At 67.5% G+C, this 26,502-nt stretch carries 23 protein-coding genes and 1 tRNA gene; 13 read left to right on the forward strand and 11 right to left on the reverse strand.

What is annotated here, in order from left to right:
* Nucleotides 1–169: 169 nt before the first annotated feature.
* From E1263_RS09025 to E1263_RS09035, 3 genes are all read right to left on the reverse strand, one after another.
* Nucleotides 170–895, reverse strand: coding sequence for a YdcF family protein (locus E1263_RS09025; protein ID WP_132166744.1), 726 nt, complete (start codon nt 893–895; stop codon nt 170–172).
* A 14-nt stretch (nt 896–909) separates the two neighbouring features.
* On the reverse strand, nt 910–2,043 hold the full coding sequence (gene dnaN / locus E1263_RS09030) for a DNA polymerase III subunit beta (RefSeq protein ID WP_132166745.1): 1,134 nt from the start codon (nt 2,041–2,043) through the stop codon (nt 910–912).
* Between the two features lie 90 nt (nt 2,044–2,133).
* Nucleotides 2,134–3,096: an NAD(P)-dependent alcohol dehydrogenase gene (locus E1263_RS09035; protein WP_238161135.1), complete on the reverse strand. Its 963-nt coding sequence runs from the start codon at nt 3,094–3,096 to the stop codon at nt 2,134–2,136.
* A 107-nt stretch (nt 3,097–3,203) separates the two neighbouring features.
* On the opposite strand from E1263_RS09035, the gene E1263_RS09040 reads away from it, so the two are divergent.
* Nucleotides 3,204–3,845, forward strand: a complete 642-nt coding sequence (locus tag E1263_RS09040; RefSeq protein WP_132166747.1) for a TetR/AcrR family transcriptional regulator C-terminal domain-containing protein — start codon at nt 3,204–3,206, stop codon at nt 3,843–3,845.
* On the opposite strand, the gene E1263_RS09045 is transcribed toward E1263_RS09040, so the two are convergent.
* Nucleotides 3,832–4,407, reverse strand: a complete 576-nt coding sequence (locus E1263_RS09045) for an AAA family ATPase (protein WP_132166748.1) — start codon at nt 4,405–4,407, stop codon at nt 3,832–3,834. The genes E1263_RS09040 and E1263_RS09045 overlap by 14 nt on opposite strands.
* 167 nt (nt 4,408–4,574) lie before the next feature.
* On the opposite strand from E1263_RS09045, the gene E1263_RS09050 reads away from it, so the two are divergent.
* From E1263_RS09050 to E1263_RS09060, 3 genes are read left to right on the forward strand one after another with little or no spacing between them, the layout of a single operon-like run.
* The gene (locus E1263_RS09050) at nt 4,575–5,714 is read left to right on the forward strand and encodes an FAD-dependent oxidoreductase (protein ID WP_132166749.1); all 1,140 of its coding nucleotides are present in this window, start codon (nt 4,575–4,577) and stop codon (nt 5,712–5,714) included.
* Entirely contained in the window at nt 5,711–6,292 is a 582-nt protein-coding gene (locus E1263_RS09055) for an NADPH-dependent FMN reductase (protein WP_132166750.1), read from the forward strand. The genes E1263_RS09050 and E1263_RS09055 overlap by 4 nt, the downstream gene beginning before the upstream one ends.
* A 10-nt stretch (nt 6,293–6,302) precedes the next feature.
* A complete protein-coding gene (locus E1263_RS09060) occupies nt 6,303–6,965 on the forward strand; it encodes a TetR/AcrR family transcriptional regulator (protein WP_132166751.1) in 663 nt (220 codons plus the stop codon).
* Here E1263_RS09060 and E1263_RS09065 read toward each other — a convergent pair.
* Nucleotides 6,952–7,785 (reverse strand): alpha/beta fold hydrolase, encoded by an 834-nt coding sequence (locus E1263_RS09065; RefSeq protein WP_132166752.1) that lies wholly within the window; start codon nt 7,783–7,785, stop codon nt 6,952–6,954. The genes E1263_RS09060 and E1263_RS09065 overlap by 14 nt on opposite strands.
* Before the next feature lie 51 nt (nt 7,786–7,836).
* On the opposite strand from E1263_RS09065, the gene E1263_RS09070 reads away from it, so the two are divergent.
* Complete coding sequence (locus E1263_RS09070) at nt 7,837–8,220, forward strand: MerR family transcriptional regulator (protein WP_132166753.1); 384 nt, start codon at nt 7,837–7,839, stop codon at nt 8,218–8,220.
* A gap of 21 nt (nt 8,221–8,241) precedes the next feature.
* Entirely contained in the window at nt 8,242–9,735 is a 1,494-nt protein-coding gene (locus tag E1263_RS09075; protein WP_132166754.1) for an IMP dehydrogenase, read from the forward strand.
* A gap of 22 nt (nt 9,736–9,757) precedes the next feature.
* On the opposite strand, the gene E1263_RS09080 is transcribed toward E1263_RS09075, so the two are convergent.
* Nucleotides 9,758–10,333 (reverse strand): hypothetical protein, encoded by a 576-nt coding sequence (locus E1263_RS09080; RefSeq protein ID WP_132166755.1) that lies wholly within the window; start codon nt 10,331–10,333, stop codon nt 9,758–9,760.
* Nucleotides 10,334–10,446: 113 nt separating this feature from the next.
* Between E1263_RS09080 and E1263_RS09085 the strand changes: the two genes are divergently transcribed.
* Together E1263_RS09085 and E1263_RS09090 are read left to right on the forward strand one after the other, a co-directional pair.
* On the forward strand, nt 10,447–10,965 hold the full coding sequence (locus E1263_RS09085) for a TetR/AcrR family transcriptional regulator (RefSeq protein ID WP_132166756.1): 519 nt from the start codon (nt 10,447–10,449) through the stop codon (nt 10,963–10,965).
* Between the two features lie 222 nt (nt 10,966–11,187).
* Nucleotides 11,188–14,079, forward strand: a complete 2,892-nt coding sequence (locus tag E1263_RS09090; RefSeq protein WP_165956553.1) for an AfsR/SARP family transcriptional regulator — start codon at nt 11,188–11,190, stop codon at nt 14,077–14,079.
* 56 nt (nt 14,080–14,135) lie between these two features.
* On the opposite strand, the gene E1263_RS09095 is transcribed toward E1263_RS09090, so the two are convergent.
* Nucleotides 14,136–14,209 (reverse strand) — tRNA-Arg (locus E1263_RS09095).
* 146 nt (nt 14,210–14,355) lie between these two features.
* On the opposite strand from E1263_RS09095, the gene E1263_RS09100 reads away from it, so the two are divergent.
* The 3 genes from E1263_RS09100 (at nt 14,356) to E1263_RS09110 (ending at nt 20,873) form a co-directional block, all read left to right on the forward strand.
* Nucleotides 14,356–15,855, forward strand: coding sequence for a PrsW family intramembrane metalloprotease (locus E1263_RS09100; protein ID WP_132166758.1), 1,500 nt, complete (start codon nt 14,356–14,358; stop codon nt 15,853–15,855).
* A gap of 99 nt (nt 15,856–15,954) precedes the next feature.
* Nucleotides 15,955–19,197, forward strand: coding sequence for an AAA family ATPase (locus E1263_RS09105; protein WP_238161138.1), 3,243 nt, complete (start codon nt 15,955–15,957; stop codon nt 19,195–19,197).
* Nucleotides 19,194–20,873, forward strand: a complete 1,680-nt coding sequence (locus tag E1263_RS09110) for a GTPase (RefSeq protein WP_132166760.1) — start codon at nt 19,194–19,196, stop codon at nt 20,871–20,873. The genes E1263_RS09105 and E1263_RS09110 overlap by 4 nt, the downstream gene beginning before the upstream one ends.
* Here E1263_RS09110 and E1263_RS09115 read toward each other — a convergent pair.
* Nucleotides 20,870–21,994, reverse strand: coding sequence for an epoxide hydrolase family protein (locus E1263_RS09115; protein WP_132166761.1), 1,125 nt, complete (start codon nt 21,992–21,994; stop codon nt 20,870–20,872). The genes E1263_RS09110 and E1263_RS09115 overlap by 4 nt on opposite strands.
* Before the next feature lie 112 nt (nt 21,995–22,106).
* Here E1263_RS09115 and E1263_RS09120 point away from each other — a divergent pair, with 112 nt between their 5' ends.
* Complete coding sequence (locus E1263_RS09120) at nt 22,107–22,583, forward strand: MarR family winged helix-turn-helix transcriptional regulator (RefSeq protein ID WP_132166762.1); 477 nt, start codon at nt 22,107–22,109, stop codon at nt 22,581–22,583.
* A 29-nt stretch (nt 22,584–22,612) separates the two neighbouring features.
* Here the strand turns inward: E1263_RS09120 and E1263_RS09125 are convergent, their stop codons facing one another.
* Entirely contained in the window at nt 22,613–23,227 is a 615-nt protein-coding gene (locus tag E1263_RS09125; protein WP_132166763.1) for an SRPBCC family protein, read from the reverse strand.
* A 48-nt stretch (nt 23,228–23,275) separates the two neighbouring features.
* Nucleotides 23,276–23,803 (reverse strand): single-stranded DNA-binding protein, encoded by a 528-nt coding sequence (locus E1263_RS09130; protein WP_132166764.1) that lies wholly within the window; start codon nt 23,801–23,803, stop codon nt 23,276–23,278.
* 132 nt (nt 23,804–23,935) lie between these two features.
* On the opposite strand from E1263_RS09130, the gene ettA reads away from it, so the two are divergent.
* Nucleotides 23,936–25,618 (forward strand): energy-dependent translational throttle protein EttA, encoded by a 1,683-nt coding sequence (gene ettA / locus E1263_RS09135; protein ID WP_132166765.1) that lies wholly within the window; start codon nt 23,936–23,938, stop codon nt 25,616–25,618.
* Nucleotides 25,619–25,681: 63 nt separating this feature from the next.
* Here ettA and E1263_RS09140 read toward each other — a convergent pair whose 3' ends face one another.
* Nucleotides 25,682–26,461 carry a matrixin family metalloprotease gene (locus E1263_RS09140; protein WP_132166766.1) on the reverse strand — a complete coding sequence of 260 codons (780 nt, stop codon included), beginning with the start codon at nt 26,459–26,461 and terminating at the stop codon, nt 25,682–25,684.
* Nucleotides 26,462–26,502 lie beyond the last annotated feature (41 nt).

Genomic DNA, 26,502 nt, shown 5'->3' on the forward strand with positions numbered 1-26,502 from the left:
GCGAGCAACCATGCACCGCCGTACCAGCCAGCCGCAGTCGTTGCGGCGAGCAACCATGCACCGCCGTACCAGCCCAGCCGCAGTCGTTGCGGCGAGCAACCACGCCGCCATACCAGCCCGGCCGCAGGTAGTCCGGCGCGCAACTAGCCAGACGGGAGTCTGGGGTTTGCTAAGCGCCGGCTGGGCGGATGAGGTGGGGGTGAGCGGTAGCGAGTTCGGCGTACGCCGCGAGGACGAGGGCGGGAATGTCGACGTGGTCGATGAAGTTGCGGCCGCGCGGACCGTAGCCGTGCTCGTCGTCATGTAGCCGACGGATCTCGCCCAGAACCAGCGAGCGGAACCGTGGCAATCCCCAGATCTCCGGATGGTCAGGGCCGGCGCTCACGAATTCTGGGCCTATCCAGGGGAGCACCGGCGCGTGGCTGATGAGCTGCGTGCCGGGGAGATCGGCGAACGAGCGCGCGAAGCTCGCGTGCGTTCGCCGTTGCATCGTCGGGTCCTGGATCAGCACGAGAGCTGCCGGCTCGTCGATCAGCCTCCGGGTGAACGCCGCGTTGTCACCACAGTTCGTCGACTGGTCCTCCACCTGCAGAGCCGCGGCCGGTACGTCGAACTGCGTGGTGAGGACGTCGCGGAAGACGTGCGATTCCGGGCGACCCACCGCTACCGTTAGGCCGCGGCGTCTGACCGCGGTGTCGAGGTGATGGGTCGAGTGGCCGATGCCGCCGCTGATCAGGATTCGTGCGGCGGTGGCGTGGTGCAGCTGAGCCGCGACCTCGACCGACTCGAGCACGGCCGAGCCCATCAACACGATGATGTCCACCCGCTCGGGCAACACGTCGCGTCGAGCGAGGTAGCGGCCGATGGTGGTCTCAGCCGGAGTCGACTCGGTCATGCGTCATCCTGACATCAGCCCACCATTCGCAGCGGCACCACGATGTACGCCGAGTCGCCGCTGGGCTCGTCGTCGGCGGAGCGCAGGCCGACGACGTTGACCGGCTTAGTCGGCTCCGTGAACGAGAAGTGCGCGACCGGTGTGCCAAGAGCACTAAGCGCATCGAGCAGATAGCCCGTGTTGAAGCCGATCGTCAACGGATCGCCGGTGAGTTTGGCCTCGATCGGCTCGGTGGCCTCCGCCTCCTCGCCGCTCCCGGCGCTGAGGGTCGCCGTGCCGTCGGTGAACGCGAATCGCAGCGGCGAAGTCCGCTCAGCCACCAGAGACACCCGTTTGACCGCCTCGAGCAGCGTGGCGGTCTCCATGGTGACCGTCCTGGTGATCGCGCCGGGAGACGGGATCAGCTTGCGCACCTTCGGAAACTCGGCGTCGATCAACCGGCTGGTCGCCCGTCGGCCGGCCCCCTCGAACCCGATCAACCCGTCCCCTGTGCGAGTTGAACCGAGTGCGAGGGTGACCTCGTGGCCGGCCATCGTCTTGGCCAGGCCGGCCAGCACCTTTGCCGGGACGAGCGCATCCGCCTCGATCTCCGGATCGGACGGCTCCCAGCTGAAGCTGCGGACCGCCAGCCGGTAGCGATCCGTGGCCAGCAACGTGATCACTGGCCCACGGATCTCCACCCGCACCCCCGTGAGTACCGGCAAGGTGTCGTCGCGCCCCGCGGCGGTCACCACCTGAGTGACCGCCCGCGCCAACACCTCACCGCTCACCACCCCACCGGCTGCCGGAAGCTCCGGCAATGGTGGGTATTCCCCCCATGGCAGCGTCTGGAGCGCAAACCGGGAGCTGCCGCTGGACACCGTGACCCGCGCCCCCTCCGCATGCAGGTCAACGGTGTCCCGCGGCATAGCCCGGCAGATGCCGGCCAGAAGCCGCCCCGACAGCAGGACACGGCCGTCGTCCCCCACGTCCGCCGGCATGGCGACGCGTGCCGAGCTCTCGAAATCGAACCCCGACACCGTCAGCACCCCGTCGGCCGCCTCAACGGCCATCCCCGCAAGAATCGGCACACTTGGTCGGGTCGGTAGCCCCCTAGCCACCCAACCAACAGCCTCAGCCAGCACCTCACGCCCGACTCGAACCTTCACGGTCACCCCTCCAGATCGCGAGGTTCAACCCAATCAGGCGCCGCCGACAGTTTCCGGTGCCCCGTTCAGGTGGGGCACCGGAAACCCCTGTCAGGTCACGGCTATCACCACTTTCCCGCGCACGTGACCGTCGATCAGGTACTGGATCGCCGCCTTCGTCTCGGCGAGCGGAAACACGCGGTCGAGCGCCGGCACTACCTGGCCGGTCTCGATCAGTTCCGTCATCACCTGCAGGTCGGCGTGGTTCTCGGAGTTCATGAGCGGACGGAGTCGCTGGCCGATGAACCGCGACAGCAGCATCGCCCGCAACTGGCGGTCGTTGCCCCCGATCCAGCGGCCGCCCGTTTCACCTCCGACGATGACGAGCGTCCCCGTCGGGGTCATCGCTTTCCGCAGCCGGCGCAGCGACGCGTTCCCGTTGATGTCGATGATCACGTCGAAGGGTCCGTACTGCGTGAAGTCGTCGGTGCGATAGTCGAGCACGTGATGTGCACCCAGCCACCGGACGAGGTTAGCCTTGTTGGCACTGCACGACGCGGTGACCTCGGCGCCGTACGTCTCAGCCACCTGCACCGCGTAGCTGCCCACGCCGCCGGAAGCGCCGAGGATCAGCACCCGGTCACCCACCTTGACCTCGGCCTTGTCGCGGACCGCCTGCAGCGCAGTGAGCGCGGAGATCGGTACGGCGGCAGCCTGCTCGAAGGTCAGATTCTTCGGCTTCGGAGCCAGTTTGCGCTCCGGAACGCGGGCGTACTCGGCGAAGGCACCGATACCGATGCCGTACACCTCGTCGCCCGGTCGGAACCGGCTGACCCCGGCTCCGACCGAGCTGACCACGCCGGCCAGGTCCATCCCGAGCACCGGGTTCTTCGGCGTACGAACGCCGTACCCGGCGAGTCGGACGGGATAGGGGAGTCCGGCCATGAGGTGCCAGACGCCCCGATCCACCCCCGCCGCGCGGACCTCGACGAGGACCTCGTCCTCGGCCGGGACCGGGACCTCGATGTCGCGGAGTGCGAGCACCCCCAGGTCGCCGTACCGGTTCTGTGTCATCGCCAGCATTGTTTCGTTCCCCCCAGGCTGAACTTACGGCGTAAGCTTACGATGTAAGTTATAGGATGTCGACCGATTTCGTCCAGTGATTCGTAAAGGAGTGACCGATGACACCGCGCGGCGATCCACTCAACCGGGAACGCGTGCTGCGGGCGGCGATCGCGCTCGCCGACCGTGACGGTCTCGATGCGCTGAGTATGCGAAAACTCGGGACCGAGCTCGGGATCGAAGCGATGTCGCTCTACAACCACGTGAAGAACAAGAACGATCTGCTCGACGCGATCGTCGACCTGGTGCTGACCGACATCGAGGTCCCGCCGACCGGTACGCCGTGGAAGGAAGCGATGCGGCGCCGTTCGATCTCCGCTCACGACGTGCTGGTCGCGCATCCGTGGGCGGCGGTGCAGATCATGTCCCGGTTCACGATCGGCCCGGGCATGACGAAGTACCTGGACTCGACGCTCGGGCGGCTACTGGAGGGCGGCTTCACGGTCGAGGGCGCGCTGGATGCGTGGCATGCGCTGGATAGTCACCTCTACGGCTTCACCATGCAGGAGGTGAGCCTGCCGTTTGCCGTTGAGGCCGCACCGGATGTCTCGGCTCAGGTGGTGGGCGGCCTGGATCCCGAGCGGTTCCCGCATGTCGTGCGGATCATGGCGCACGTGATGCAGTCCGGCCGGGTCGAGGACTTCACCTTCGGCCTCGACCTCGTCCTGGATGGACTGGAGAGCAAACTCAACGGAAGCTGATCGCCTGCAGTCGGCTGGCCTGCCGCCGGCTCAGTACGATCGCGGACCGCGCGCCCGGGACCACCTGTCCCGGGTCCTCGGCCGCCTTGGCCAGCAACTGCGGCCACCGCCGGCAGTGCGTCTCCATACTTCCCGTGCGTACGACGCGTCCGCGCGACCACTGCCCGTCCCGCGCCACCTCACCCGGTACGTCGATGAGGATCAGGTGCAATGGCAGTCCGGCGCGCTTAGCCCGCCAGCCGAGCAGGCGTCGTACCCATGGACGCGTAGCGCAGTCATGGATCACCAGCGGGCCACTCTTCATCGCACTGAGCACCTGCACGTAGTAAGTGAGGTGCAGCAGCGGACGCCAGTAGGAATACGGGACTACGCCGAGCACTCGCATCCACCGCGCCCGCAGCCGCTCGGAGTCGAACACCTGCACCCCGCCGTTCTCCGCGCCCTCCGGAAAGAGCCGACGCAGCAGTGTGCTTTTTCCGGCCCCCGGAATCCCGGCCAGCACCACCACGGCATCGCGCGAGTACCGGATCTCTTCCTCGGCCCCGACGACCGCCAGGTTCATCGCTATCACGTCAGTGCCCTTCCCTAGCCCGCCAATACCGGTTAGACGGCACGGTTCCCCGTTCCGCCCCGTGGGTGCACTAAGAACTAGCTAGGAGTTCCCTGAGAGCGAGCGACTGTGACGTGAACGAACTTGTTCGTTACGAACATGTTCGTTATGGTCGAGACATGACAACACATCACCCCATCGCGATCATCGGTGCGGGGCTCGGCGGGCTGACGGCCGCGCGGGTTCTGCAGGTCAACGGAATCGAAGCGGCGCTGTTCGAGCTGGAGTCCTCTGCGGAGACTCGGGTCCAGGGCGGCATGCTCGACATCCACGAGGAGAACGGGCAGCAGGCCCTGCGGGCAGCCGGTCTGTACGACGAGTTCCGCGCGATCATCCACGAGGGCGGCGAGGCGATGCGCCTGGTCGGCCCGGACGGGACTGTCGTTGTGTCGGAGGAGGATGACGGCAACGGCGGCCGGCCCGAGGTTGATCGTGGCGATCTGCGCAAGCTGTTGCTGGGCTCGCTCTCCGACGGCTCGATCCACTGGGGCAAGAAGGTCACCGGTGCGCGCCCGCTCGACGGCGGGCGTCATGAGGTGACGTTTGCCGACGGATCTGTCATCACCACCGATCTGCTGATCGGAGCCGACGGCGCCTGGTCGCGCATCCGTCCGCTGCTCTCGGACGCCAAGCCTGCCTACACCGGGATCTCGTTCGTCGAGTCCGATCTGATGGACGCCGACGCCGGCCACCCGCGCAGTTCTGCGGTCATCGGCCACGGGTTCTTCATCTGCCTGGGTGATGAGCGTGGTTTTCTGGCGCACCGCGAGACCGACGGCAGCCTGCATATCTACACCGCGCTGAAGGTGGACGAGGGGTGGCTCGACACCATCGACTTCACCGACCCGGCGGCCGCCAAAGCGGCGGTGCTGGAGTACTTCGACGGCTGGGACGAGGGCCTGCGTGGGCTAGTCGCAGACGCTGACGGTCCGCTGGTGCCGCGACGCATCCATTCGCTACCGGTAGGGCATCGTTGGGAACGGACTCCCGGTGTGACTCTGCTGGGCGACGCGGCCCACTTGATGTCGCCGTTCGCCGGTGAAGGCGCCAACCTGGCGATGTTCGACGGAGCTGAGCTCGGTCAAGCGATCGCTGCACATCCGGGTGACCTCGAGGCCGGCCTGGCCGCCTACGAGGATGCGCTGTTCCCACGCAGCGAGGCCAGCGCCGCGGACTCCGCCGAGAGCCTGCAGACCATGTTTGCTGCGGATGGACTGGACCGGATGACCGAGTTCTTCGCTGCGGTGAACCACGCATGAGGATCGCAGTGATCCTCGCCAGTACTCGCGCTGGCCGGGCCGGCGCTGCTGTCGCCGACTGGGTCGTGGCACAGGCCCAAGGCCGACCGGATGCCGAGTACACGCTGATCGACTTGGCTGTCGTGAACCTGCCCCAGATCGACGAGCCGATTCCACCGGCCGCAGGACGCTACAGCGAGCTCCACACCCAGCAGTGGGCGGAGACCATCGCCGGCTTCGACGGCTACGTCATCGTCACCCCGGAGTACAACCGCTCCTTCCCGGGCGCCCTCAAGAACGCACTCGATCGCGTCTACGCGGAGTGGAATAACAAGGCCGCCGGCATCGTCTCCTACGGCGTGGATGGCGGCGTACGGGCGGCCGAGGCGCTGCGTCCTGTGCTCGGGGCGCTTCAGCTCGCCGATATTCAGACGGAGGTCACGCTGAATCTTCGCTCCGACTTCGAGCAGTTCGGTGCCAGATTCACGCCATCCGACCATCAGGCCACAGTGCTCGGTGGGTTTCTCGACCAGCTCGAGTCCTGGAGCCGTGCGATGGCTTCGGTGCGCAAGGTCCCGGTCGCCGGGCCAGTGCAGTAATTTTGACCCCATGCCTGCGCTGAGCCGGCGGGAGCGTCCCGCCAAACCTGCATTGACCCGTGAGGGCATCGTTGACGCGGCGGTGCGGTTGATGGAGAGCGAAGGTCTGCAGCGCGTCACCATGCGCCGGCTCGCACAGGAGCTCGACACCGGCGCCGCCTCGCTCTACGTGTACGTCGCCAACGCCTACGAACTGCACGCGGCAATCCTGGACCGGCTGCTGGCACGGGTCGATCTGGCGCCGGCCCCCGACTGGCGCGAGGGCTTGCATCGCGTTCTCCGCAGCTATGCAGACCTGCTGTTCGCACATCCCAGCTTGGCGCGCTCCGCGCTCAGCCTGCGCCCCAACGGGCCCAACTACCTGGCACTGGTCGATACCTTGCTCGGGTTGCTGGCGGCTGGTCGAGTACCAGCTGTGCAAGCGGCCTGGGGTGTGGACTACCTGCTCCAGACAGCTACTGCCACAGCCGCCGAACACGCCGTCGACACCAAGCGGGACGCCGAAGCCGAGTGGCAACAACTCAGCGACACCCTCGCCAGCGCATCAGCCGACGACTACCCGCACCTTCACCAACGAGCAGCCGACCTGGTCTCCGGTACGCCGTCGGAGCGCAGCTACTGGGCAGTCGACATGCTCATCAACGGGATCATCGCCACCCCTACGCCCCACTAGCCAGTTCGACGATTGCATCGGCGTACTGGCTCAAGAGCTGCGGTGCCAGGTCGTGTCCCATGCCAGGGATGAGTAGCAGGCGGGCGCCTGGGATGGTCCCGGCGGTGTCGCGCCCGGCGGCTACCGGGATGAGTGGGTCGGCTTCGCCGTGAATGACCAGAGTGGGGACAGCGACGGCTCTGAGGCCGGTACGGCGATCTGTGGCCGCGAAGGTGGCCGTCTGATGGCGGACTGCTCCGGCTGGGTCGTAGGAGCGGTTGAAGTCGCTGGCGAACTGGGCGCGTAGTTCCTGCGCATCGGTGGGGTAGTCGGGGGACTGGGTGAGCTGCGCATTGGCGACTTGGTGGTCGAGGAAGGCGTCCAGATCCTCCTGCGGGTCGGGTGCCGGAGCCATCAGTCGCTGGATCAGCTCGGGGGAGGGGCCGGGCAGCTCCGGGTTGCCGCTGCTCGACATGATCGAGGTCAGCGTGCGGACGTGATCCGGGTGGTTGATCGCGATGAGTTGCGCGACCATGCCACCCATCGAACCGCCGACGATGTGCGCGGCGCCGATCCCCAGCGCATCCAGTAGCCCGGCCGCATCGGCCGCCATGTCGTCAAGCGCGTAGCCCGCATCCCCCTCGACCCGATCGGACAGTCCGACGTCGCGAGCGTCGTACCGGATGACTCGCAAGCCTTTGTCCACGAGCAGTTCGACAAGGCTCAACGGCCAGAGCGTGAGCTGCCCGCCGGTACCCATGATGAGGAGCACCGCCTCGCCGTCCTTGGGCCCGTAGATCTCGTACTCCAGTCGCAAACCGCTCGCAATCGTGATGTCCATGCGAGCTACGCTATTTCTTGACGTTGACGTCAAAGGCAAGGAGAAGTCGCGATGCGTATCGGTGAGCTGGCCCACAAGTCCGGCGTCAGCACGCGTGCCCTCCGCTACTACGAAGAGCAGGGCTTGCTGGAGTCCGACCGCACCTTCAGCGGCCAGCGCGTCTACCCCGAGTCGGCCATAGACCGCGTGCTCCTCATCCAGCAGCTCTACACCGCCGGCCTCAGCAGCCGCCTCATCAAACCCCTGCTCCCCAGCATCGACGCCCAAGACATCGGCCCCGAACTCATGCAGTGCCTGATCTCCGAGCGCGCCAACATCGCCCGCCGAACCGCCGACCTCCAAGAAGCCGGCCGCCGCCTCGACTTCCTGATCGACCTCTCCCAGAACCCCGACGCTCACCGCTGTCCCGCCAGCCTCGCTGAACGGCCCGCCTGACCTCGTTGGTAGCGTTCCGAAATGGCGCAGATCATCACTGAGGTATCGCGGACATTCAACGAGTTCCTGCTGTTGCCGAACCGGACCCGGACCGACACTTCGGCTACGACAGTGGAGCTGAGGACGCCGTTGGTGCGGCACGTCGTGGGCGAGGTGCCGGCGATCGAGCTGCAGTCGCCGTTCACCTCGGCGATCATGCAGGCGGTCAGTACGCCCGAGCTGGCGATCGCGCTTGCGCGCAACGGTGGTCTCAGCTTCCTGCACCACAACCAGTCGATCGCGGACCAGGCTGCAGCGGTCCGTGAGGTCAAGAACTTCAAGGCCGGTTTCGTCACTAGCGACACCAACGTGCGTCCCGACGACAGTCTGGGTGTCCTGGTCGACGTCATGCGTCACACAGGTCACAGCACCGCCGCAGTGACCCACGACGGATCGCCCAACGGCAGTTTGCTCGGCCTGGTGACCTCCAGGGACTTCCACCCCCAGCGCCATGACCTGGACGGACCGGTCAGTGGGCGGATGACCGCTATCGCGGACCTGACCCATGCGGGGCCTGACGTCACGCTCTCCGAGGCCAACGCACAGCTCTGGGACGAACGGCTCGATTGCCTTCCGGTGCTGGACGCCGACGGTCGCCTGCAGCATCTGGTGTTCCGTTCCGACTACACGGACAACAAGCGCTTCCCGAACCAGCTCGTTGACGCGGCCAAGCGGCTGCGCGTGGGTGCGGGCATCAACACCCACGACTATCAAGAGCGCGTCCCGGCTCTGCTGGAAGCAGGTGCGGACGTGCTGTGCTTCGATTCGTCCGACGGCTACAGCGACTGGCAGGCGCAGGCGGTGACCTGGGTGAAGAAGCACTACCCCGAGATCCCGGTCGGCGGCGGCAACGTGGTCGACGGCGAAGCGTTCACCTTTCTTGCCGAGGCCGGTGCAGACTTCGTTAAGGTCGGCGTCGGCGGTGGTTCCATCTGCATCACCCGGGACCAGAAGGGCATCGGCCGCGGCCAGGCCAGCGCCGTACTGGATGTCGCAGCAGCCCGGGATGCCTTCCGTGAACGCACCGGCGAGTACGTGCCGATCTGCTCCGATGGCGGGCTGGTGCACGACTACCACGTCGCCCTGGCGCTGGCGATGGGCGCCGACTTCGTCATGATGGGCCGCTACTTCGCTCGCTTCGACCAGGCCGCCGGCGCGAAATTCCCGACCCGTGACGGCTTCGTCAAGGAGTACTGGGGAGAGGGCTCGAACCGGGCCCGCAACTGGCAGCGCTACGGCCAAGGCGGCCAGGGACTGATCTTCGAGGAAGGCGTGGACGGCTACGTCCCCTACGCCGGAGACCTCAACGAAGGACTCGCGCTGACGATCGCGAAACTCAGGACCACGATGGTCTCCTGTGGCTCCAGGACCCTGCCGGAGTTCCAGTCGACGGCACGGCTGACCCTCGTCTCGGACCAGAGCTTCCAAGAGAGCCACGCGACCGTCACGCTACGAGACACCCCGCCAACGGCCTGACGGCCACTGCGGTTTCTGTCGGTCAGGCTGGTAGTGGCTCGCGGGCGCTCGACCAGAGCCAGAGCGCCAGCCAGCCGATTGCGACGGCGAGTAGTAGGAGGCCTGCTTGTAGGGCGGCCTCCGGTACGGCGGCGCGAAGCGAGACCGGTATGGCGCCGACGGCGTAGAGGATCAGGGCCGGTCGAGGCGGGCCCTCGCGGTGCCACAAAGAGGCCGCGAACATCGCCGTACTGATCAGGAACAGGATCGAGCTCACTGTCAGTGCCACGCCTAATGGGCCTGCGCGCAAGGACGTGACGGTGGCGCCGTCTACGCGGGGGAAGACCAGGTTGAGGACGAACTCGACCCCGACGAGCAACGTAATTGCGGTGAAGTTGAGCCCGAAGGCCACGACGCCGAAGATGCTGCCGCGCCGCCCGGTCCGCGCGAACAGCGCGGCCACGAGTCCGAGCGCCAGCACCTGGGCGAGCGGCGCGACCAGTTGCGTGGCGGCGCTGGTGGGAATCAGCTCTGCTCGCTTGGCCGTGTTGACGAGCAGGACCAGGCCACTCGCCAGTCCTGCCACGGCAGCGGCTCGATACACGTTCGGCAATGTCATCACACGCCTCCAGATCGATAACACTCGTTATTGGATAACGCTTGTTATGGTGAAGGCAGCGGTCGTCGACCACAAGGGCCGTGACCCACCTGTGTCCTCCGGAGTGGAATCAGATGGCGCGTCGTAGTGATCAACCCGACATCCGCGAACGCCTGCTGTCCGGCGCCGCCGAAGTCCTCGCCACGGACGGCGTCGAGGGCCTGACAGTCCGCCGCGTGGTCGAGGCGGCCGGACGATCGACGATGTGCGTCTACACGAAATTCGGCAGCAGAGGCGGCCTGATGAGCGCCGTCTACGAACAAGCCGCCACCAGCCTGTACGGCGTCCTCGACCGCGCGCGCCCAGCCGACGGAAGCGCGGTCCTCGGCCTGGCATCGGCGTACCGGCGCTTCGCCCTGGCCAACCCCGGCGCCTACGCCCTGCTCTTCGACCATTCGCTCTCGGCCCTCGACATCGACGAGACCCTCCGCGCCGACGCCATCACCCGCACCGCGACCTACTTCGACCCAGCCGGCGAAGCCGAGCCTCTCCGGCTTTGGGCAACCATGCATGGCCTGCTGACACTCGAACGGTCCTTACCCAGCCCGCCAACCGGCGCTTGGAAGGACTTCTACCTGCGCGGCCTCACCTGACGGACGCGACGCCATGGTCAATCCCAGGACTCTGTCACTGGCCTTCTGCTCGATCTCACAATCCACCTCCGGTCGCTACGGCTTCGGGCAGTGGGCTGTGCGTCCGGCGCCGTGGCCTACACGATGGCGGGGCGATCGTGCGAATTCCTTGCAGGTTTCTGCACTACGCTGCTCACGACCTGTCATCGTGTCGTTGTCGAGCGTTGCGTCAGGGGGCTGGGTGTGACGGCTGAAATACGTCTGCTGGGTGAAGTGGACGCGCTGGTCGACGGGCGGCCGGTGGACCTCGGACCGCCGATGCAGCGGTGCATGCTGGCGGCCCTGGCAGTCGAGGCTGACCGAGTGGTGCCGGTGGATCGGTTGGTCGCGCGGGTCTGGGGTGCGGACGCGCCGCCACGCGCGCGAGCGACGCTGCACAGCTACATCTCCCGGCTTCGTGGGATCTTGTCCGGCGTGGCCGGAGTGAGCATCGTGCGACGCTCAGGCGGTTATGCACTGGTGACCGCCACCACGGAGCCGGTGCTCGACCTGCATCGATTCCGTGTTCTGTGCGCTCGCGCTCGTGAAGACGAGGGGGACGCAGCGCGCTGGTTGACCGAGGCTTTGGCCTTGTGGCGTGGCGATGCGCTGACCGGCTTGAATGGCAGTTGGGCCGAAGCGGAGCGCGACCAGTTGGGGCAGGAGCGGCTGGCGGCACAGCACGATCTGGTCGAGGCCCGGTTGCGTTCAGGACATGGTGAAGAGCTGGTTGCCGAGTTGTCTGCACGCGTCGGCGAGTATCCGTCGGACGAGCGGGTGGCGAGCCAATACATGCTGGCGCTGTACCAAGCAGGACGAGCCGCCGAAGCGCTGCGGCATTACCAGCAGATCCGTACGTCGCTGGTCGAGGAACTGGGCGCCGATCCTGGCCCCGAGCTCCAGGACCTGCATCGGCAAATACTGGCCGCAGATCTGCCTCGCGCCGTCGCGCCCACCGACTCGGGGGCGACCGCCGTCGTGGCGGGCCGCAACTGTCTTCCCCGTGATCTTCCGGACTTCACCGGGCGGGAGAACGAACTCGCCCGGCTGGCGGCGTCTGCCGATGACCTGGCCACCGTCTACACGGTCGACGGTATGGCGGGGGTCGGCAAGACCGCGTTCGCCGTCCACGCCGGCCACCTGCTGGCCGACAGGTTTCCGGACGGGGCGCTCTTTGTCGACCTGCAAGGCCACAGCGCGGGGAAGACGCCGCTGACCGCAGACGAGGCCCTGGACGTTCTGCTGGGTCAGCTCGCCATAGCGGTGACCGTTGACGCGAAGGCACAGTGGCGGGCAAAGACTGCGGCACTGCGGCTCCTGGTCATCTTCGACAACGCCGTGGACGAGTCCCAGGTGGCCCCGCTGCTGCCCGCCGGTCCCAGCCTCGTGATCGTGACGAGCCGAGCCAGGTTGCCGAACCTCGCCGGGGCACGACCGCTGTCCCTGGTCGTTCTGCCCGAAGAGGAAGCTACGGCGTTCTTCGCGCGTCAGGTAGGCGCCGACAGGGCGGCGGCTGAGCCCGAGGCCGTGGCGCACATCGTCCGCATCTGCGCGGGTCTGCCGCTCGCGCTGCGGCTGTCCGGGGCGCGGCTGGCGCACCGTACGGCGTGGCCGGTCGCGCATCTTTCCGCGCAGCTGGCCAATGCGCGCGGGCGGTTGCCACAACTGTTCGCCGACCGCGAGGTTGCGCTGGCGTTCCGCATGTCCCATGAACACCTGCCCGCCGCGGACCAGCAGATCTTCTATGCGCTGGCCCGGCATCCCGGTGCCGACGCGGACGCCGCAGTCCTCGCGGCGATGACTGACATGCCATTGGAGCGGGCTGACGACGCCCTGCAGCGGCTGGTTGATGTCCATCTGGCCGAGGAACCCGTGCCCGGCCGATACCGCCAGCACGACCTGCTGCGGCAGTACGCCCGCAGTCTGTCTGATGACCCTCAGATGACCGAGAAGATGCTCGACCACTACATAACGGCCATCGCAGATGCGACAGCCCAGCAGGCTGGCAGCGGCCCGGAGGCCGACGCGGCGCACGCTTGGTTGATTGTGGAGCGCGGCAACTTGCTGGCCGCGACGCGCTGTGCCGCGGCTGAGGGATACAGCAACCACGCCTGGCGGCTGACGATCTCCTTCTGGCACTTCCTGGGTCGCGACGTCGCCGACGATCCGATCGAGCTGCTCGAGCAGGGCCTGGCTACGGCGCAGGAGACGGGCGAGGGCGGTGAGGGACTGCTGAGCACTCTGCTGGCGCTCGCCCACTGGTCAGCCGGCCACACCTCACGCGCCTACGATCTGCTGACCGCCTCGGCGAAGCAGCAGGAGAACACCGAGTCGCACGCGCACACTCTCGCCTTGCTTGGTCTGATGCACCTGCAACGCGGAGCCCATGCGCAGGCAGCACAGCATGCGGAAGCAGCCTTCAACGAGCTCGCCGAACTCGGGCGTCTGTCCCCGCTCGGCATCGACGCCAAAGTCATCACCTCCTGGACCCGCGGCGTCGTCCACGGGCTGAACGGCGAGCACGAGACCGCGCTGGCCTACCTGCGAACGGCCTACAACGACTGCGAAGCACTAGGCCAGGTCAGCCCCAACGACCACGTGCTCACCGCGCTGGCCCGATGCCTCATCGCGCTCGGCGCCTCCGAAGAAGCCCTCGGCCACCTCCACCAGGCACGCGACCTGCGGCAGCGGATCGACGACCGTGAAGGCGAAGCCGAAACCTTGATTCTCATCGGAACAGCCCATCGCTCGTCAGGACATGCCCACGACGCCCTGGAGCCACTACGCGCCGCGGTGACCATGCTCGACGACGATGCCCGGCTCCAGGCCCACGCCCGAATCGAACTCGGCCGGACCCTCGCCGTACTGGGAATCACCACCGAGGCCATCGAGCACTACGACCTCGCCCTCACCCTCGCAACTCAGGGGGAGCACCTCCACGAACAAGCCCAGGCGCACCACGAACTCGCCGCACTGCTCAATGAAGACGACCCTGAGCTGTCCCAGAAACACCAACAGACGGCAGCAAAGATCTCCACCCAGCTCGACCTGAACCAGCCGGCCTCGCTACCGCATCTACGCCCCGCCGGCTGGTGAACCCGCGGTCAGCCGCGGCCCCGAAACACATAACCGCAGGTCAGTGAGGGGTTTTGCGCGCCAGGCAGGACTCGAACCTGCGACCAACGGATTAGAAGTCCGACGCTCTATCCAGCTGAGCTACTGGCGCATGCCAGGAAGAGTCTGTCAGATGGGCGGGTGATCGCGCTGCCGGGTTGCTCGGTGTGGCGTGGAAGTACAGGGTTGTCGTTCCATCACGGTAACGCCGCGTGGGCGGTTCTGCCGTCTGGTGGGTGATCCAACTAGGCTGCGGGCATGAGTTACCCCTCACCAGGCCCAGCCGGGCCGCCGCAGCCCGCGGCGCCGGCGTATCCGGGCGGCGGACAGCAACCGCAGCCGAACGTGCTCGGGGACCATCCGGTCCCCGGACAACGGCGGAATCGCCAGGTGCTGATCGGCATCGTGGTCGTGGTGCTGATGGCGATCGCCGGGCTGGCGATCTGTGCGATCGTGGCGGATTCGACGGGTGCGGGCGGCTTCACCTGGGGGATGGCCTTCGCGATGGTGCCGGTGATCCCGGTCATCGGGCTGTACCTGTGGCTGGACCGCTACGAACCGGAGCCGACCAGGTACATTCTGTTCGCGCTGTGCTGGGGTGCCTTCATTGCGACGCTGGTCGCGATCTTCATCAACACCGAGGTCGCCAAGCAGCTGGCCGAGACCGGGGCCGGCGGGGACCGGTCGGCGATCTTCGTGGCGCCGCCGGTGGAGGAGTTCGCCAAGGGGTCCGTCATCCTGCTGCTGGCGCTGGTGCGCCGCAAGGAGTTCGACGGGATCATCGACGGGCTGGTCTACGCCGGGATGGTCGGAGTCGGTTTCGCCTTTACCGAGAACATCCTCTACTACGGCCGCATCTTCAGTGAGCTGTCGAACGAGGGCGGCAGCAACGCCGGTCTGCAGGGCGTGCTGGTCCTCTTCATCCTGCGCGGCGTGATGTCGCCGTTCGCGCATCCACTCTTCACATCGTTCACCGCGATCGGGATCGGCATCGCCGTCCGGCATCGCAGTACGGCGGTGCGCTTCCTGGCGCCGGTGGTCGGCTTCCTGGCTGCGGTGCTCGCGCACGCGGCCTGGAACGCGTCGGCCAGCTGGGCCGAGGGCACGGGTTTCCTGCTCGCCTACTTCCTGCTGATGGTGCCGATCTTCGTCGGCATGGTGATCTTCGCGCTGGTGCTGCGCTCGCGTGAAGGCAAGATGATCGCGTCGCGGCTCTACGACTACGTGCGGTTCGGCTGGCTGGTCGCTCCGGAAGTGCCGCTGATCGCGACCATGCGCGGCCGCAAGGCGCTCCGGCAGAACGCCCGCCGGTACGGCGGCCAGGCCGAAGCTGCTGCGAAGGCGTTCCAGGCGAACGCGACCGACCTGGCGTATCTGCGGGACAAGATCGTCCGGCAAGTGATCGGGCCGGAGGCTCTCACCGATGAGAAGCGGCTGCTCGACGAGCTGCGTGCTCGGCGGGCCAGTGTTCCCTTCCCGCCGATGCCGGCCTTCCCGCAGGCGATGCCGCCGGGCGGGCCAGGTGGACCGGGCGCTTACGGCCCGCCGCAGCCGGGTCCGGGTGACTGGCAGGGCGGTGGGGGAGTACAGGATGTGCCTGCACCGGGTGGACCTGGACAGGGTGGTTACGGAGGGCCTCAGCCGGGGTATCCATCGGGGCAACCCGGTTACCCAGCGAGCCAGCCCGGTTACCCACCGGGACCCCCTGGTCCGCAAGGATCGCCGGGAGGATACGGTCCGTATCCACCATCTCAGTGACTGCCACCCGTCCACGCCGCCAAACGGGGATGACGATGACTTTGCTTCTGTGCCGTCCGACCGGGCACTCTGTGCTCGTGGACGGACGCCGTGGCTGACATGAAGTCAGCAGCTGGTGAAGGTCCGGAGCCACAGGTTCCGGGCCGGGACCAGCCTGCCCAGGAGCTGGCCAGCCTGATCGCGCAGTCCGAGGCCGGTGCCAAGGGCAAAGGCTTCTGGCGCCGTCGCCGGCGCAAGAACGCGACCCCTGAGCCCGCCGCGACGCCGTCGGTGGATGCCGAGGCGGACGCGAAGTCTGCCGAGCCCTCTGAGGACAAGCCCGCGGAAACTGTCAAGGCTGCGGCTGAGGCGCCGACGAGCACCGTCGAGACGGCAAATGACGAGTCGGCGAGCGGTAAGCCGACGGAGGCCGCCGAGTCTGCCGACGAATCCGCGGTGGAGACGGCTGAGCCTGTGGAGTCGGCTGAGCCTGCTGCTGAGGAGACCGAGAAGTCGGTCGACGCGGCAACGGACGCTCCCGCGGACGGTTCTGCCGAAGCTGACGCGCCCGAGGGCGACGCTGCGACTGCTTCTTCTGACGATGACGACGAGTCGAGCTCCGTTGCCGGTGCCGAGGCTGCTGAGGATGATGTGGCCGTGGCGACGAAGTCCGACGCGGACGACGAAGCGCAAGCTCCCGAAGCAGCCGACTCTGAGGACAAGGCTGCCGCTGACGTAGCTGAGGTGCCGGAAGAGGCTGACGAGCGGCCGCGGCCGACTGTCGGTGTGGTGTACGAGCCGGATGAGTCGCCGGACGGGTTCCCGTTGGAGTACGGCAACATCATTGTTGGGCTGCCCAAGCAGGGTGATGCGTCGCCGGACGATATTGATGAAGCCCGTGCCTACGCCGAAGAGCTCCGCGCCGTCGAGTCTGCCGGTGTGGAGCCGGTGCAGGTCGAGCCCGCGGAAGACACCGTCGTCGAGGACTCGGAGACCCCGGTCGCCGAGGAGACAGATGTCGTTGCGGCCGAGTCTGCCGTCGATGACGCTGCCGACGAGCCGGCCGAGGCTGTTGCTGCCGACAAGGCTGTGTCGTCGGACGAGGTCGAGCCGGAGGTGGACGACGCAGCGGAAGCCGTCGCCACTACCGAAGATGTCGAAGGCGAGGCTGCGGAGGACGGAGCCGCCGAGGTGACGGCGCCGGAGGCTGAGCAGACGGCGGCTGACGTCGAGCCGGAGGCGGAACCGGAAGCTGCGGTCGCCGAGGAGCCGACGGAAGCCGAGGAGCCGACGGAAGCCGAGGAGCCGACGGAAGCCGACGAGCAGGCTGAGGCCGAGGAGCCGACGGCCGAGGTTGTCGACGACGAATCCGGCGATGAGGCTGCGGAGGCGGTTGTCGACCAGCCCGACGAGGAGCCTGGCGACGAAGTTGCTGAGGTTGCCGACGAGGATTCTGCCGACGAGTCCACTGAGCAGGCTTCGGAAGATTCAGCTGAGGGTGAGTCGGCGGAGGCTGAGAGCTCTGCGGACGAGGTTGTCGAGGAGCCGGTTGAGGTCGAGCTGACGGCGGAGGAGCTGGCTGAGCAGTTGGCGGCTGAGCAGGCCGCGATGGCTTTGATCACGGCTCTGATGAAGCTGCGGGGCGCGCTGGCTGGGAGCCGGTTGCCTTTGGACGTTGTGGGGGCCGATGAGGCTCGGCAGCAGCAGAAGGCGATGCTCGACCAGTTGGACGACTACATCCTGCCGCGGTTGGTGCAGTTGGAGGCGCCGATTCTGGCGGTCGTCGGTGGGTCCACCGGCGCCGGTAAGTCGACGTTGGTGAACTCGGTGATCGGCAAGGTGGTCAGCGAGCCGGGTGTGCTGCGGCCGACGACGCGGTCGCCGGTGCTGATTCATCACCCGGCCGATGGCGACTGGTTCATCGGTGACCGGGTGCTGCCGGGGATGGCGCGGACGAGCGCGGAGAGCCCGGGCGGCATGGAGGATCCGGGGCAGCTGCGGCTGGTCTCGTCGGACACCGTGCCGCGTGGCCTTGCAGTGCTGGATGCTCCGGACATCGACTCGGTGGTCGAGGCGAACCGGGATCTGGCCACACAGTTGCTGGCGGCCGCCGATCTCTGGCTCTTCGTCACGACGGCAGCGCGCTACTCCGACGCAGTGCCGTGGGAGTTCCTGCAGAGCGCTTCGGATCGCAGTACGGCGGTTGCCGTGGTGCTGGACCGGGCGCCGACCGAGACGATCGACGACATCACCGGGCACCTCGCGCAGATGCTGCTGGAGCGCGGGCTCGGCGACTCGCCGTTGTTCTCGATCAAGGAAACAGTTGTCGACGGCAACGGAATGCTGCCGGACGAAAGCGTTGCCTCGATCCGGGAATGGCTGGCCGACCTGGCCGCCGACGCCGAGGGACGTGCTGCGGTCGTGCGCCGGACGCTTCATGGCGCGGTCACCTCGATGGTGAAGACGACTCCGCCGTTCGCTGCCGCAGTGCGGGCGCAGGGTGACACCGCGGTCGAGCTGCGGTCGAGTGTCGAGGCTGCCTACGACCAGGCGGTCAAGGGCATCGCGACCTCGACCCAGGATGCGACCTTGCTGCGCGGCGAAGTGCTGGCGCGCTGGCAGGAGTTCGTCGGGACCGGCGAGCTGCTGAAGGGTCTGCAGGGCAACTCGAGCAAGCTGCGGGAGAAGGTCAAGAAGTCGATCGGCACCACGCCGGCACCGACCCGCGACCTGAACGACGCGGTCGAGTCCGGGCTGTTGTCGTTGCTGATCGAGCAGGCCGAGGCGGCTGCCGAGCGCGCGGAGAAGATCTGGCAGGCGACGTCCGCCGGACGCCAGCTCCTCGCTGCGGCCAAGACCGCACCGGACACAGTCGCCGGCGAGGCGGTGGCGACCGAGACCGAGACCGACACTGAGCTCGCGCTCGGGGCGATGTCCCCCGATTTCGCGGCCAAGGCGGAGCGGGCCGTCAAGGAGTGGCAGGCCGGTGTCCTCGAACTCGTCCGCAAGGTCGGGACCGAGAAGCGGCTGGCGGCGCGCATCCTGGACGCTGGGGTGAACGGGCTGTCGTTGTCGGTCATGGTGGTCCTTTTCGCCGAGAACGCAGGGATCCCGACCGGTGCCGAGGCGAGTATCGGTGTCGGTAGCGCGGTGGTCGGGCAGAAGCTGCTGACCGCGGTCTTCGGCGACGCGGCGGTGCAGACCCTGATGTCGAAGTCGCGCGCGGATCTTGACGGTAAGGTTCATGCCTTGATGGATGCCGAATTCGCCCGGTATCTGGCGGTCCTCGACCAGCATCCGGTCGATCCCGAGGCTGCCAGGCAACTGACCGAGGCCGCGCGCGCGGTGGAGGACTGCACGTGACGGAAACGACGGAGACGGTCAAAGGCCCGGTGCGGGCTGCGACCGACGTCCTGACCAAGATCGACGCTCTCGAGAAGGCCGCGACGGCTGGTCAGGGCCGGCTCGATCCGGTTGTGCTGACCGAGGCCACCCAGATCGTCGACCGGGCCGGGCAGCGGCTGCGGATGTCCGGCGAGCTGACTGTGGTCGCACTGGCCGGGGCCACCGGCTCCGGGAAGTCGTCGCTGTTCAACGCGATGACCGGCCTGGATCTGGCCGCGATCGGCACCCGCCGGCCGACCAGCTCGATGCCGCTGGCCTGTGTCTGGGGTGAGGAGCCGGCCGGTGAGGTGCTGAACTGGCTGGGCATCCCGCGCCGGCACCAGGTGCAGCACCGCAGCTCGCTGGAGGACGCGCAGTCGGAGGACCTCGACGGTCTGATCCTGCTCGACCTGCCCGACCACGACTCGATCGAGGTCGAGCACCGGCTCATCGTCGACCGCCTCGTCGAGCTGGTCGATCTGCTCGTCTGGGTGGTCGACCCGCAGAAGTACGCCGACGCGGCGCTGCACGACCGCTACATCAAGCCCTACGCCTCGCACTCCGGGGTGATGGTCTTTGCGCTGAACCACGTCGACAAGCTCACGCCGGATCAGCAGAAGAGCTGCCTGAACGACCTCGAGCGGTTGCTGAAGACCGATGGCGTCAAGGCGCCGACAGTCGTGGCGACCTCTGCGGTCAGTGGTGACGGACTCGACGAGGTCCGCGGCCTGCTGGTCAAGCGAGTCAGCAACAAGCGCTCGGCCAAGGAGCGGCTCGCCGCCGACGTGGATCGCGTCGCGGACCGGATGGCGAGCCAGTGTGGCACCGCCAAGACTCCGGAGATCGCCGACGCCGAGGTCAACGAACTGGTCGAGGCGCTCTCCGACGCGAGTGGTCTGCCGGTGGTGGTCGACGCCGTCCGTCGCTCCTACCTGCAGCGTGCTCAGGCGGCGACGGGGTGGCCGCTGACCAAGTGGATCGGTCGGCTGCGGCCGGACCCGCTGCGTGGTCTTCAGCTTGACGAGGTCTCTCGCCAACAGGGCAAGGCATTGCGCAAGTCCACGGCGAGCGATGTCGCCACCGCCCGCACTTTGTTGCCTGCGGCAACACCAGTGCAGCGGGCCCGGATGGACAGTGCGGTGCGCACCATCACCGACCGCGCGGCGGCCGGCCTGTCGCGGCCGTGGGCCGACTCGGTCCGGACTGCGATCCGCCGCCGCGAGGAGTCGCTGGGCGACGAGCTCGACCAGGCTGTCGCACGGACGGACCTCGGCAACTCCACCAACCCTGGTTGGTGGAGTGCGGCCAAGTTCATTCAGTGGCTGCTCTTCCTGGTCGCATTGGGTGGTGCAGCCTGGCTGCTCGCTGCCCTGGTGGCGCGGATCGCCGGTGCCGGTGAGGTGCCGCTGCCGAGTGCGGGTGGCATCGCGTACGCCTGGATCATGCTGGTCGGTGGAGCAGCCCTCGGTCTCGGACTCGCAGTGCTCTGCCGGTTGGTAGCCGTCAGCGGTGCTGCGCGGCGGGCTCGTGCGGCTGAGCAGGCGCTGCGCAGCGAACTCGAGAGGGTTGCCGACAGCCACATCGTGGCACCGGCCCGGGCCGAGCTCGACGCCTACAGCACCTGCCGCGACACGCTCGCCATCGCTCGGGGCTAACCAGTCACGACTCGCGTCTGCTGTTCGTCAGCCTGCACCACCCTGTGCAGGCTGACGAAGAACTTCCGAACGTCTTCAGCGAGTAGTTCCGGCACCTCCATGGCGGCGAAGTGGCCGCCACGGTCGAACTCGGACCAGTGCACGACGTCGTACAGGCGCTCGGCCAGCGGCCGGATCGACTGGGTGATGTCGTGCGCGAAGACTGCGACGCCCAACGGGACCGGGCAGGTCTGCGCGCGCCGCGGCACGTCGTGGTGCAGTCGCGCCGATGAGGCCGCCGTCGCCGTCAGCCAGTACAGGGCGATCCCGGTGAGCATCCGATCGTCGGTGATCTGCGAGCGCGGATCGGTCCACTGCGCGAAGCGCTCAGCGATCCAGGCCAGTTGGCCGACCGGTGAGTCGGTCAGCGCGTAGCCGATGGTCTGCGGAGTGAGGGCCTGCAGCGCCTGGTACGGCGGCCGGTTCGCCATCAGGTGCCGGATCTTGTCCAGGCGGGCTTCCTCTCCAGCGGTCAGCTCGATACCGGCGTCGGGATCTGGCCGGGTCGGAAGATAGTTCACGTGCACCCCGGCAACGTGGTCGGGGGCGACCGCCCCGAGTGCCATCGAGATCCCCGCGCCGAAGTCGCCGCCCTGCGCCCCGTAGCGCTCGTATCCGAGGCGGCGCATGAGCTCGGCCCAGGCCCGTGCGATCCGGTCGAGGTCCCACCCGCGCTCGTGGGTCGGACCGGAGAATCCGAACCCGGGGATCGACGGGATCACCAGATGGAAGTCCCGCGACAGCGGCTCGATCACGTCGAGGAACTCCAGGAACGAACCTGGCCAGCCGTGGGTCAGGATCAGCGCGAGTGCATCCGGCCGCGCGCACCTGACATGGACGAAGTGGATGGTCTGATCATCGATCTCGGTGGTGAAGTGCGGAAGTTCGTTGAGGGTGGCCTCGTGGGCGCGCCAGTCGTAGCTGGTGCGCCAGTGGTCGGTCAGCTCCTTGAGTCGGGCCAGCGGGAAGCCGTAGTCGGACCCGGCGTCGGTCACTTCGTTCGGCCAGCGGGTGCGGGCCAGCCGGTCGGCCAGGTCGTCGAGATCGGCTTGGGGAACGGCGATACGGAACGGCTTGATCATGTCCCTGCTCCTGCGGAATCGGCGGATGCCCATAACGTTAGTCCATCTAACGTTAGGAGTCCGAACGGTATCACGATCGTTCGCCCGCCGAACGATTCGATAGCATGCCCGGATGGACGAGCCTGAGAATGAGGTGGCCAGGTGGGCGGCCATGCCGACCTGGGTGCTGAGCCAAGCCGCTCAGCACGGTTCGCGGCTGGTGGTCGACGGCTTCGCGTCCGTCGGTGCCCGCGGATATCACTATCGGCTGCTGGCGACGCTGGAGGACTTCGGGCCGGCCAGCCAGGCGGCGCTGGGTCGTCGGAGCGGCATTCACCTGAGTGACATGGTTGCGACGGTCAATGAGCTGGCGGAGCTGGGGCTCGTCGAGCGCGCGGCGGATCCCTCGGACCGTCGGCGCAACGTCATCACGCTGACGACGGCGGGCAAACGTCACCTTCGGCGCCTTGAAAGTCGCCTGGCGGCGGCTCAGGAGGAACTGCTTGCTCCGCTGTCGGCCGATGAGCGGCGCCGCCTGGTGGCACTTCTGGCGACACTGCTGGAGCACCACGACCGGCGAGCCGGGGTCCAGGAAGAGCGCTGGCGCTGACCGGGAGCCTGGATGGAACCGGCGAAGATCTACAGCTCGACGCCGGGAGCGAACTGGTCCATCGAGACCTTGGCGGCCTCCAATGAGTCTTCCTCGGTTGTCGTGCCGGAACGGCGAACGACCTCCAGCCAGGCCCGCACGGACTGCTCGTTGAACTGCAGCATCTCGGGTGAGTCGGCGAACGTGACCGGGTCGTGGTCGTCCGGCAGACCGGCGACGTAGAGCGCTAGCCCCAGAAGACCGCCGTCCCAGCCAGGTCCGACGTACAGTGCGCCGCCTGCGCCAGGGGCCGGGATGTCCGTCACGACATGCTCCAGCTCGAGCTCCGTCGAGTTGTCCGGTGCCGGCTGCAGGCGGATCTCCAGCAGGCTGTTCGGGCCGCCGTAGCTGACCTTGAAGCGCTGGGGTGGCTCGCACTCGAGGACCTCGCCACCGGCCATGTCCTGCAGCTGGAAGCTTCCGCCGACCTGGAAGTCGCCGGTGGTCGGCCAGAACCAGCGGGCCAGCCGGGCCGGATCGGTCAGGGCGTCCCAGAGCTCCGCCGGAGTGGCGCGGTACGTCCGGCGCATCTTCAGGCTGACGGTCTCGCCGGTCCGGCCGACTTCGCGCTGGACGGCGTTGAGGTGCTCGAGAATGTCGATCATGAAGGCCAGAATGCCGGGCTGGGCTTATATAAGTCAAGCCTGAGATAGTCATGCGGCCTCGGCCTCCCGGGTAGTCGGGGTGAGGGGGAGTGAGGTCGCGGCGAACTCGTCGGGCGGGAAGGGCGCGACGAGGTCAGGGTCGGGAAGCGAATGGCTGGACGAGTCAGCGGGCGCAGGTGCGGCTGTGGGGGTGTCCGGCCACGCGGCTTCGGCTCGGGGCGCGGACTTGGTGAAGATCGTGGTGCCTCTGGACAGGTCGTGGCCGACGGAGAGGGCTTCGAGGACCACTTTTGAGCGGCGTTCGCCGTCGTCGGTGGTCCACTCGTAGGTGCGGAGCCGGCCGGTGATGATGACCGGCTGACCCACGTGGACCGATTCGAAGGTGTTCTGCGCCAGGCCGCGCCAGCACTCGACGTTGAACCAGGTGGTTGGCCGGTCGACCCAGCCCTGGTCGGCCTGGAAATACCGTGGGGTGGAGCCGATCCGGAAGGTCACCTGCGGCGTCCGCCCGCCGACTTCCCTGAACTGGGGCTTGCTGCCGACCCAGCCCTGCACTGTCACGTAGGTCTCACTCATCCTGGCCGCCGTCCTTTCGATCGCGTTGTCACCGGAGAAGATGCACGCGATCGGGGCCGGAATCGGCGCCGACCTCAGGGCCTGTGGACAACCGGTTGGGCTCAGGCGGTGCCGAGCGCATAGGCTCTGGGTATGGCGGAATTCATCTATACCCTTCGCAACGTCCGGAAGGCGTTCGGCGACAAGGTCGTTCTCGACGACGTCACGCTGAACTTCCTGACCGGGGCGAAGATCGGCGTGGTCGGGCCGAACGGCACCGGCAAGTCCTCGCTGTTCAAGATCATGGCGGGCATCGACCACGCGTCCAACGGTGAAGCCCGGCTGGCGGAGGACGCCACGGTCGGGATCCTGTTGCAGGAACCGCCGCTGAGCGAAGGCAAGACCGTGCTGCAGAACGTCGAGGAAGGGGTCGGCGACACCAAGCAGAAGCTCGACCGCTTCAACGAGATCTCTGCCGAGCTGGCCGACCCGGACGCGGACTACGACACGCTGCTCGGCGAGATGGGCGACCTGCAGACCGAGCTCGACCACCGCAACGCGTGGGACGTCGATGCTCAGCTCGAGCAGGCGATGGACGCGCTGCGGTGCCCGCCGGGCGACGTGCTGGTCGACAACCTGTCCGGTGGTGAGCGCCGCCGGGTCGCGCTGTGCAAGCTGCTGCTGCAGCAGCCCGACCTGCTGCTCCTCGATGAGCCCACCAACCACCTGGACGCTGAGTCCGTGCTGTGGCTGGAGCAGCACCTGCAGAAGTATCCGGGCGCCGTCCTGGCGATCACCCACGACCGGTACTTCCTGGACAACGTCGCCGAGTGGATCCTGGAAATGGACCGCGGCAAGACCTACGGGTACGAGGGCAACTACTCGAAGTACCTGGAGACCAAGCAGCAGCGGCTCGTCGTCGAGGGCGCGAAGGACGCGAAGCGGGCGAAGATCCTGGAGCGCGAGCTCGAGTGGGTCCGGTCGAACGCGAAGGCCCGGCAGACCAAGAGCAAGTCCCGGCTGGCCCGCTACGAGGAGCTCGCGGCCGAGGCCGAGCGCTCCAAGAAGCTGGACATCGACGAGATCAACATCCCGGCCGGACCGCGGCTGGGCAGCACGGTGCTCGAGGTCTCCAAGCTGGAGAAGGGCTTCGGCGACCGCACGCTGATCGACGGCCTCAGCTTCAGCCTCCCGCGGGCCGGCATCGTCGGTATCGTCGGCCCGAACGGCGTCGGCAAGTCGACGCTGTTCCGGATGATCATCGGCGAGGAGCAGCCGGATGCCGGCAGCCTGAAGCTCGGCGAGACGGTCAAGATCTCGTACGTCGACCAGTCCCGCGGCGGCCTGGACCCGAAGAAGACGGTCTGGCAGCAGGTCTCGGACGAGCTCGACTACATCAAGGTCGCGAACTTCGAGATGCCGAGCCGGGCGTATGTCGCCTCGTTCGGGTTCAAGGGCCCGGACCAGCAGAAGCCGACCGGCGTTCTGTCCGGTGGTGAGCGCAACCGGCTGAACCTGGCGCTGACGCTGAAGATGGGCGGCAACCTGCTGCTCCTCGACGAGCCGACCAACGACCTGGACGTCGAGACCTTGCAGTCCCTCGAGGACGCACTGCTCGAGTTCCCGGGCTGCGCTGTGGTCGTCTCCCACGACCGGTGGTTCCTGGACCGCGTGGCGACCCACATCATGGCCTGGGAAGGCACCGACGAGGACCCGGCCAAGTGGTTCTGGTTCGAGGGTAACTTCGCGTCGTACGAGGCGAACAAGGTCGAGCGGCTCGGCCCGGAGGCGGCCCGCCCGCACCGCGTCACGCACCGCAAGCTCACGCGCGACTGATCCTGAAGCACTGAAGAACCCCGGACGACCGAGAGGCCGCCCGGGGTTCTTCACGTTGCCGACTTACGTACCGGGCTTCGGGTAGAGCAGGTTGAGGACCTGGCGGTCGTCGCTGGACGGGTGCGTGCTCCAGCCCGGCCCGACGGTTCCGCTCATCAAGCAGCTGTTGGTGGATGAGTTGTGGTCAAGGCCGAGGGCGTGCCCCAGCTCGTGGCAGGTGGTCTTGGCGCGCTGTGTGGTGTTGGTGAGCAGACGCGTGTTGAGCTCGACCGAGGCTGGGCCCGATGGAGCGTTCGCCGCCCACCTGGTCAGGCCGTACCAGGATTCCGCGCTGTTGACCGCGTAGACGTGTACGCAGTGCCGGCCGCCACCGGGGCAACCCTCGGTGTACCAGCGGTAGTAGGAATCGATCCCCAGTGCCTGGTTCCAGTCGTTCACCGCAGCCGTGACCGGGTAGCCGGCTGGGGTGTGGTCCAGGAAGTAGACCTGCGGGTCGTTGAACTGGTTGTAGGCCCACGCGTGGCTGCACCACGCGCCTGCCGTACCGACGATGGGCGAGCAGGCGAGCACCCCCGATGGGCCCATCGTCTGGCCGGCGGGTACGACGCCCTGCACGCCCTTGGCGCGCAGCTCGGCGCGGAGCTTCTCGGCTGATCCGGCGGGCTCGTACCGGGTCATGCTCGTGACTGCGCCGAGCGCGTTCCGCTCGATCACGACGACCTCGTCGTCGGCAACCGTCGGTGCGGCGGCAGGTGCCTTGTCGGCCACGGGGGCGGCGCCGGCCGCGACTCCCCACGGCGAAATCGCGACGGCGACGGCGAACAGCGAAGCCGCTGCCGTCACCACAATCCTTCGTCTGACATGCCTCACGGGTGTTCCTCTCT

The organism is Kribbella antibiotica (assembly GCF_004349055.1).
GTDB classification, from domain to species: Bacteria; Actinomycetota; Actinomycetes; order Propionibacteriales; family Kribbellaceae; genus Kribbella; species Kribbella antibiotica.

Bases quoted from the DNA above. Each gene is read 5' to 3' on its own strand.
- E1263_RS09025 (WP_132166744.1), bottom strand. From the start codon at position 895: ATGACCGAGTCGACTCCGGCTGAGACCACCATCGGCCGCTACCTCGCT.
- E1263_RS09035 (WP_238161135.1), bottom strand. From the start codon at position 3,096: ATGACACAGAACCGGTACGGCGACCTGGGGGTGCTCGCACTCCGCGAC.
- E1263_RS09040 (WP_132166747.1), top strand. From the start codon at position 3,204: ATGACACCGCGCGGCGATCCACTCAACCGGGAACGCGTGCTGCGGGCG.
- E1263_RS09045 (WP_132166748.1), bottom strand. From the start codon at position 4,407: ATGAACCTGGCGGTCGTCGGGGCCGAGGAAGAGATCCGGTACTCGCGC.
- E1263_RS09050 (WP_132166749.1), top strand. From the start codon at position 4,575: ATGACAACACATCACCCCATCGCGATCATCGGTGCGGGGCTCGGCGGG.
- E1263_RS09055 (WP_132166750.1), top strand. From the start codon at position 5,711: ATGAGGATCGCAGTGATCCTCGCCAGTACTCGCGCTGGCCGGGCCGGC.
- E1263_RS09060 (WP_132166751.1), top strand. From the start codon at position 6,303: ATGCCTGCGCTGAGCCGGCGGGAGCGTCCCGCCAAACCTGCATTGACC.
- E1263_RS09065 (WP_132166752.1), bottom strand. From the start codon at position 7,785: ATGGACATCACGATTGCGAGCGGTTTGCGACTGGAGTACGAGATCTAC.
- E1263_RS09070 (WP_132166753.1), top strand. From the start codon at position 7,837: ATGCGTATCGGTGAGCTGGCCCACAAGTCCGGCGTCAGCACGCGTGCC.
- E1263_RS09075 (WP_132166754.1), top strand. From the start codon at position 8,242: ATGGCGCAGATCATCACTGAGGTATCGCGGACATTCAACGAGTTCCTG.
- E1263_RS09080 (WP_132166755.1), bottom strand. From the start codon at position 10,333: ATGACATTGCCGAACGTGTATCGAGCCGCTGCCGTGGCAGGACTGGCG.
- E1263_RS09085 (WP_132166756.1), top strand. From the start codon at position 10,447: ATGGCGCGTCGTAGTGATCAACCCGACATCCGCGAACGCCTGCTGTCC.
- E1263_RS09100 (WP_132166758.1), top strand. From the start codon at position 14,356: ATGAGTTACCCCTCACCAGGCCCAGCCGGGCCGCCGCAGCCCGCGGCG.
- E1263_RS09105 (WP_238161138.1), top strand. From the start codon at position 15,955: ATGAAGTCAGCAGCTGGTGAAGGTCCGGAGCCACAGGTTCCGGGCCGG.
- E1263_RS09115 (WP_132166761.1), bottom strand. From the start codon at position 21,994: ATGATCAAGCCGTTCCGTATCGCCGTTCCCCAAGCCGATCTCGACGAC.
- E1263_RS09120 (WP_132166762.1), top strand. From the start codon at position 22,107: ATGGACGAGCCTGAGAATGAGGTGGCCAGGTGGGCGGCCATGCCGACC.
- E1263_RS09125 (WP_132166763.1), bottom strand. From the start codon at position 23,227: ATGATCGACATTCTCGAGCACCTCAACGCCGTCCAGCGCGAAGTCGGC.
- E1263_RS09130 (WP_132166764.1), bottom strand. From the start codon at position 23,803: ATGAGTGAGACCTACGTGACAGTGCAGGGCTGGGTCGGCAGCAAGCCC.
- ettA (WP_132166765.1), top strand. From the start codon at position 23,936: ATGGCGGAATTCATCTATACCCTTCGCAACGTCCGGAAGGCGTTCGGC.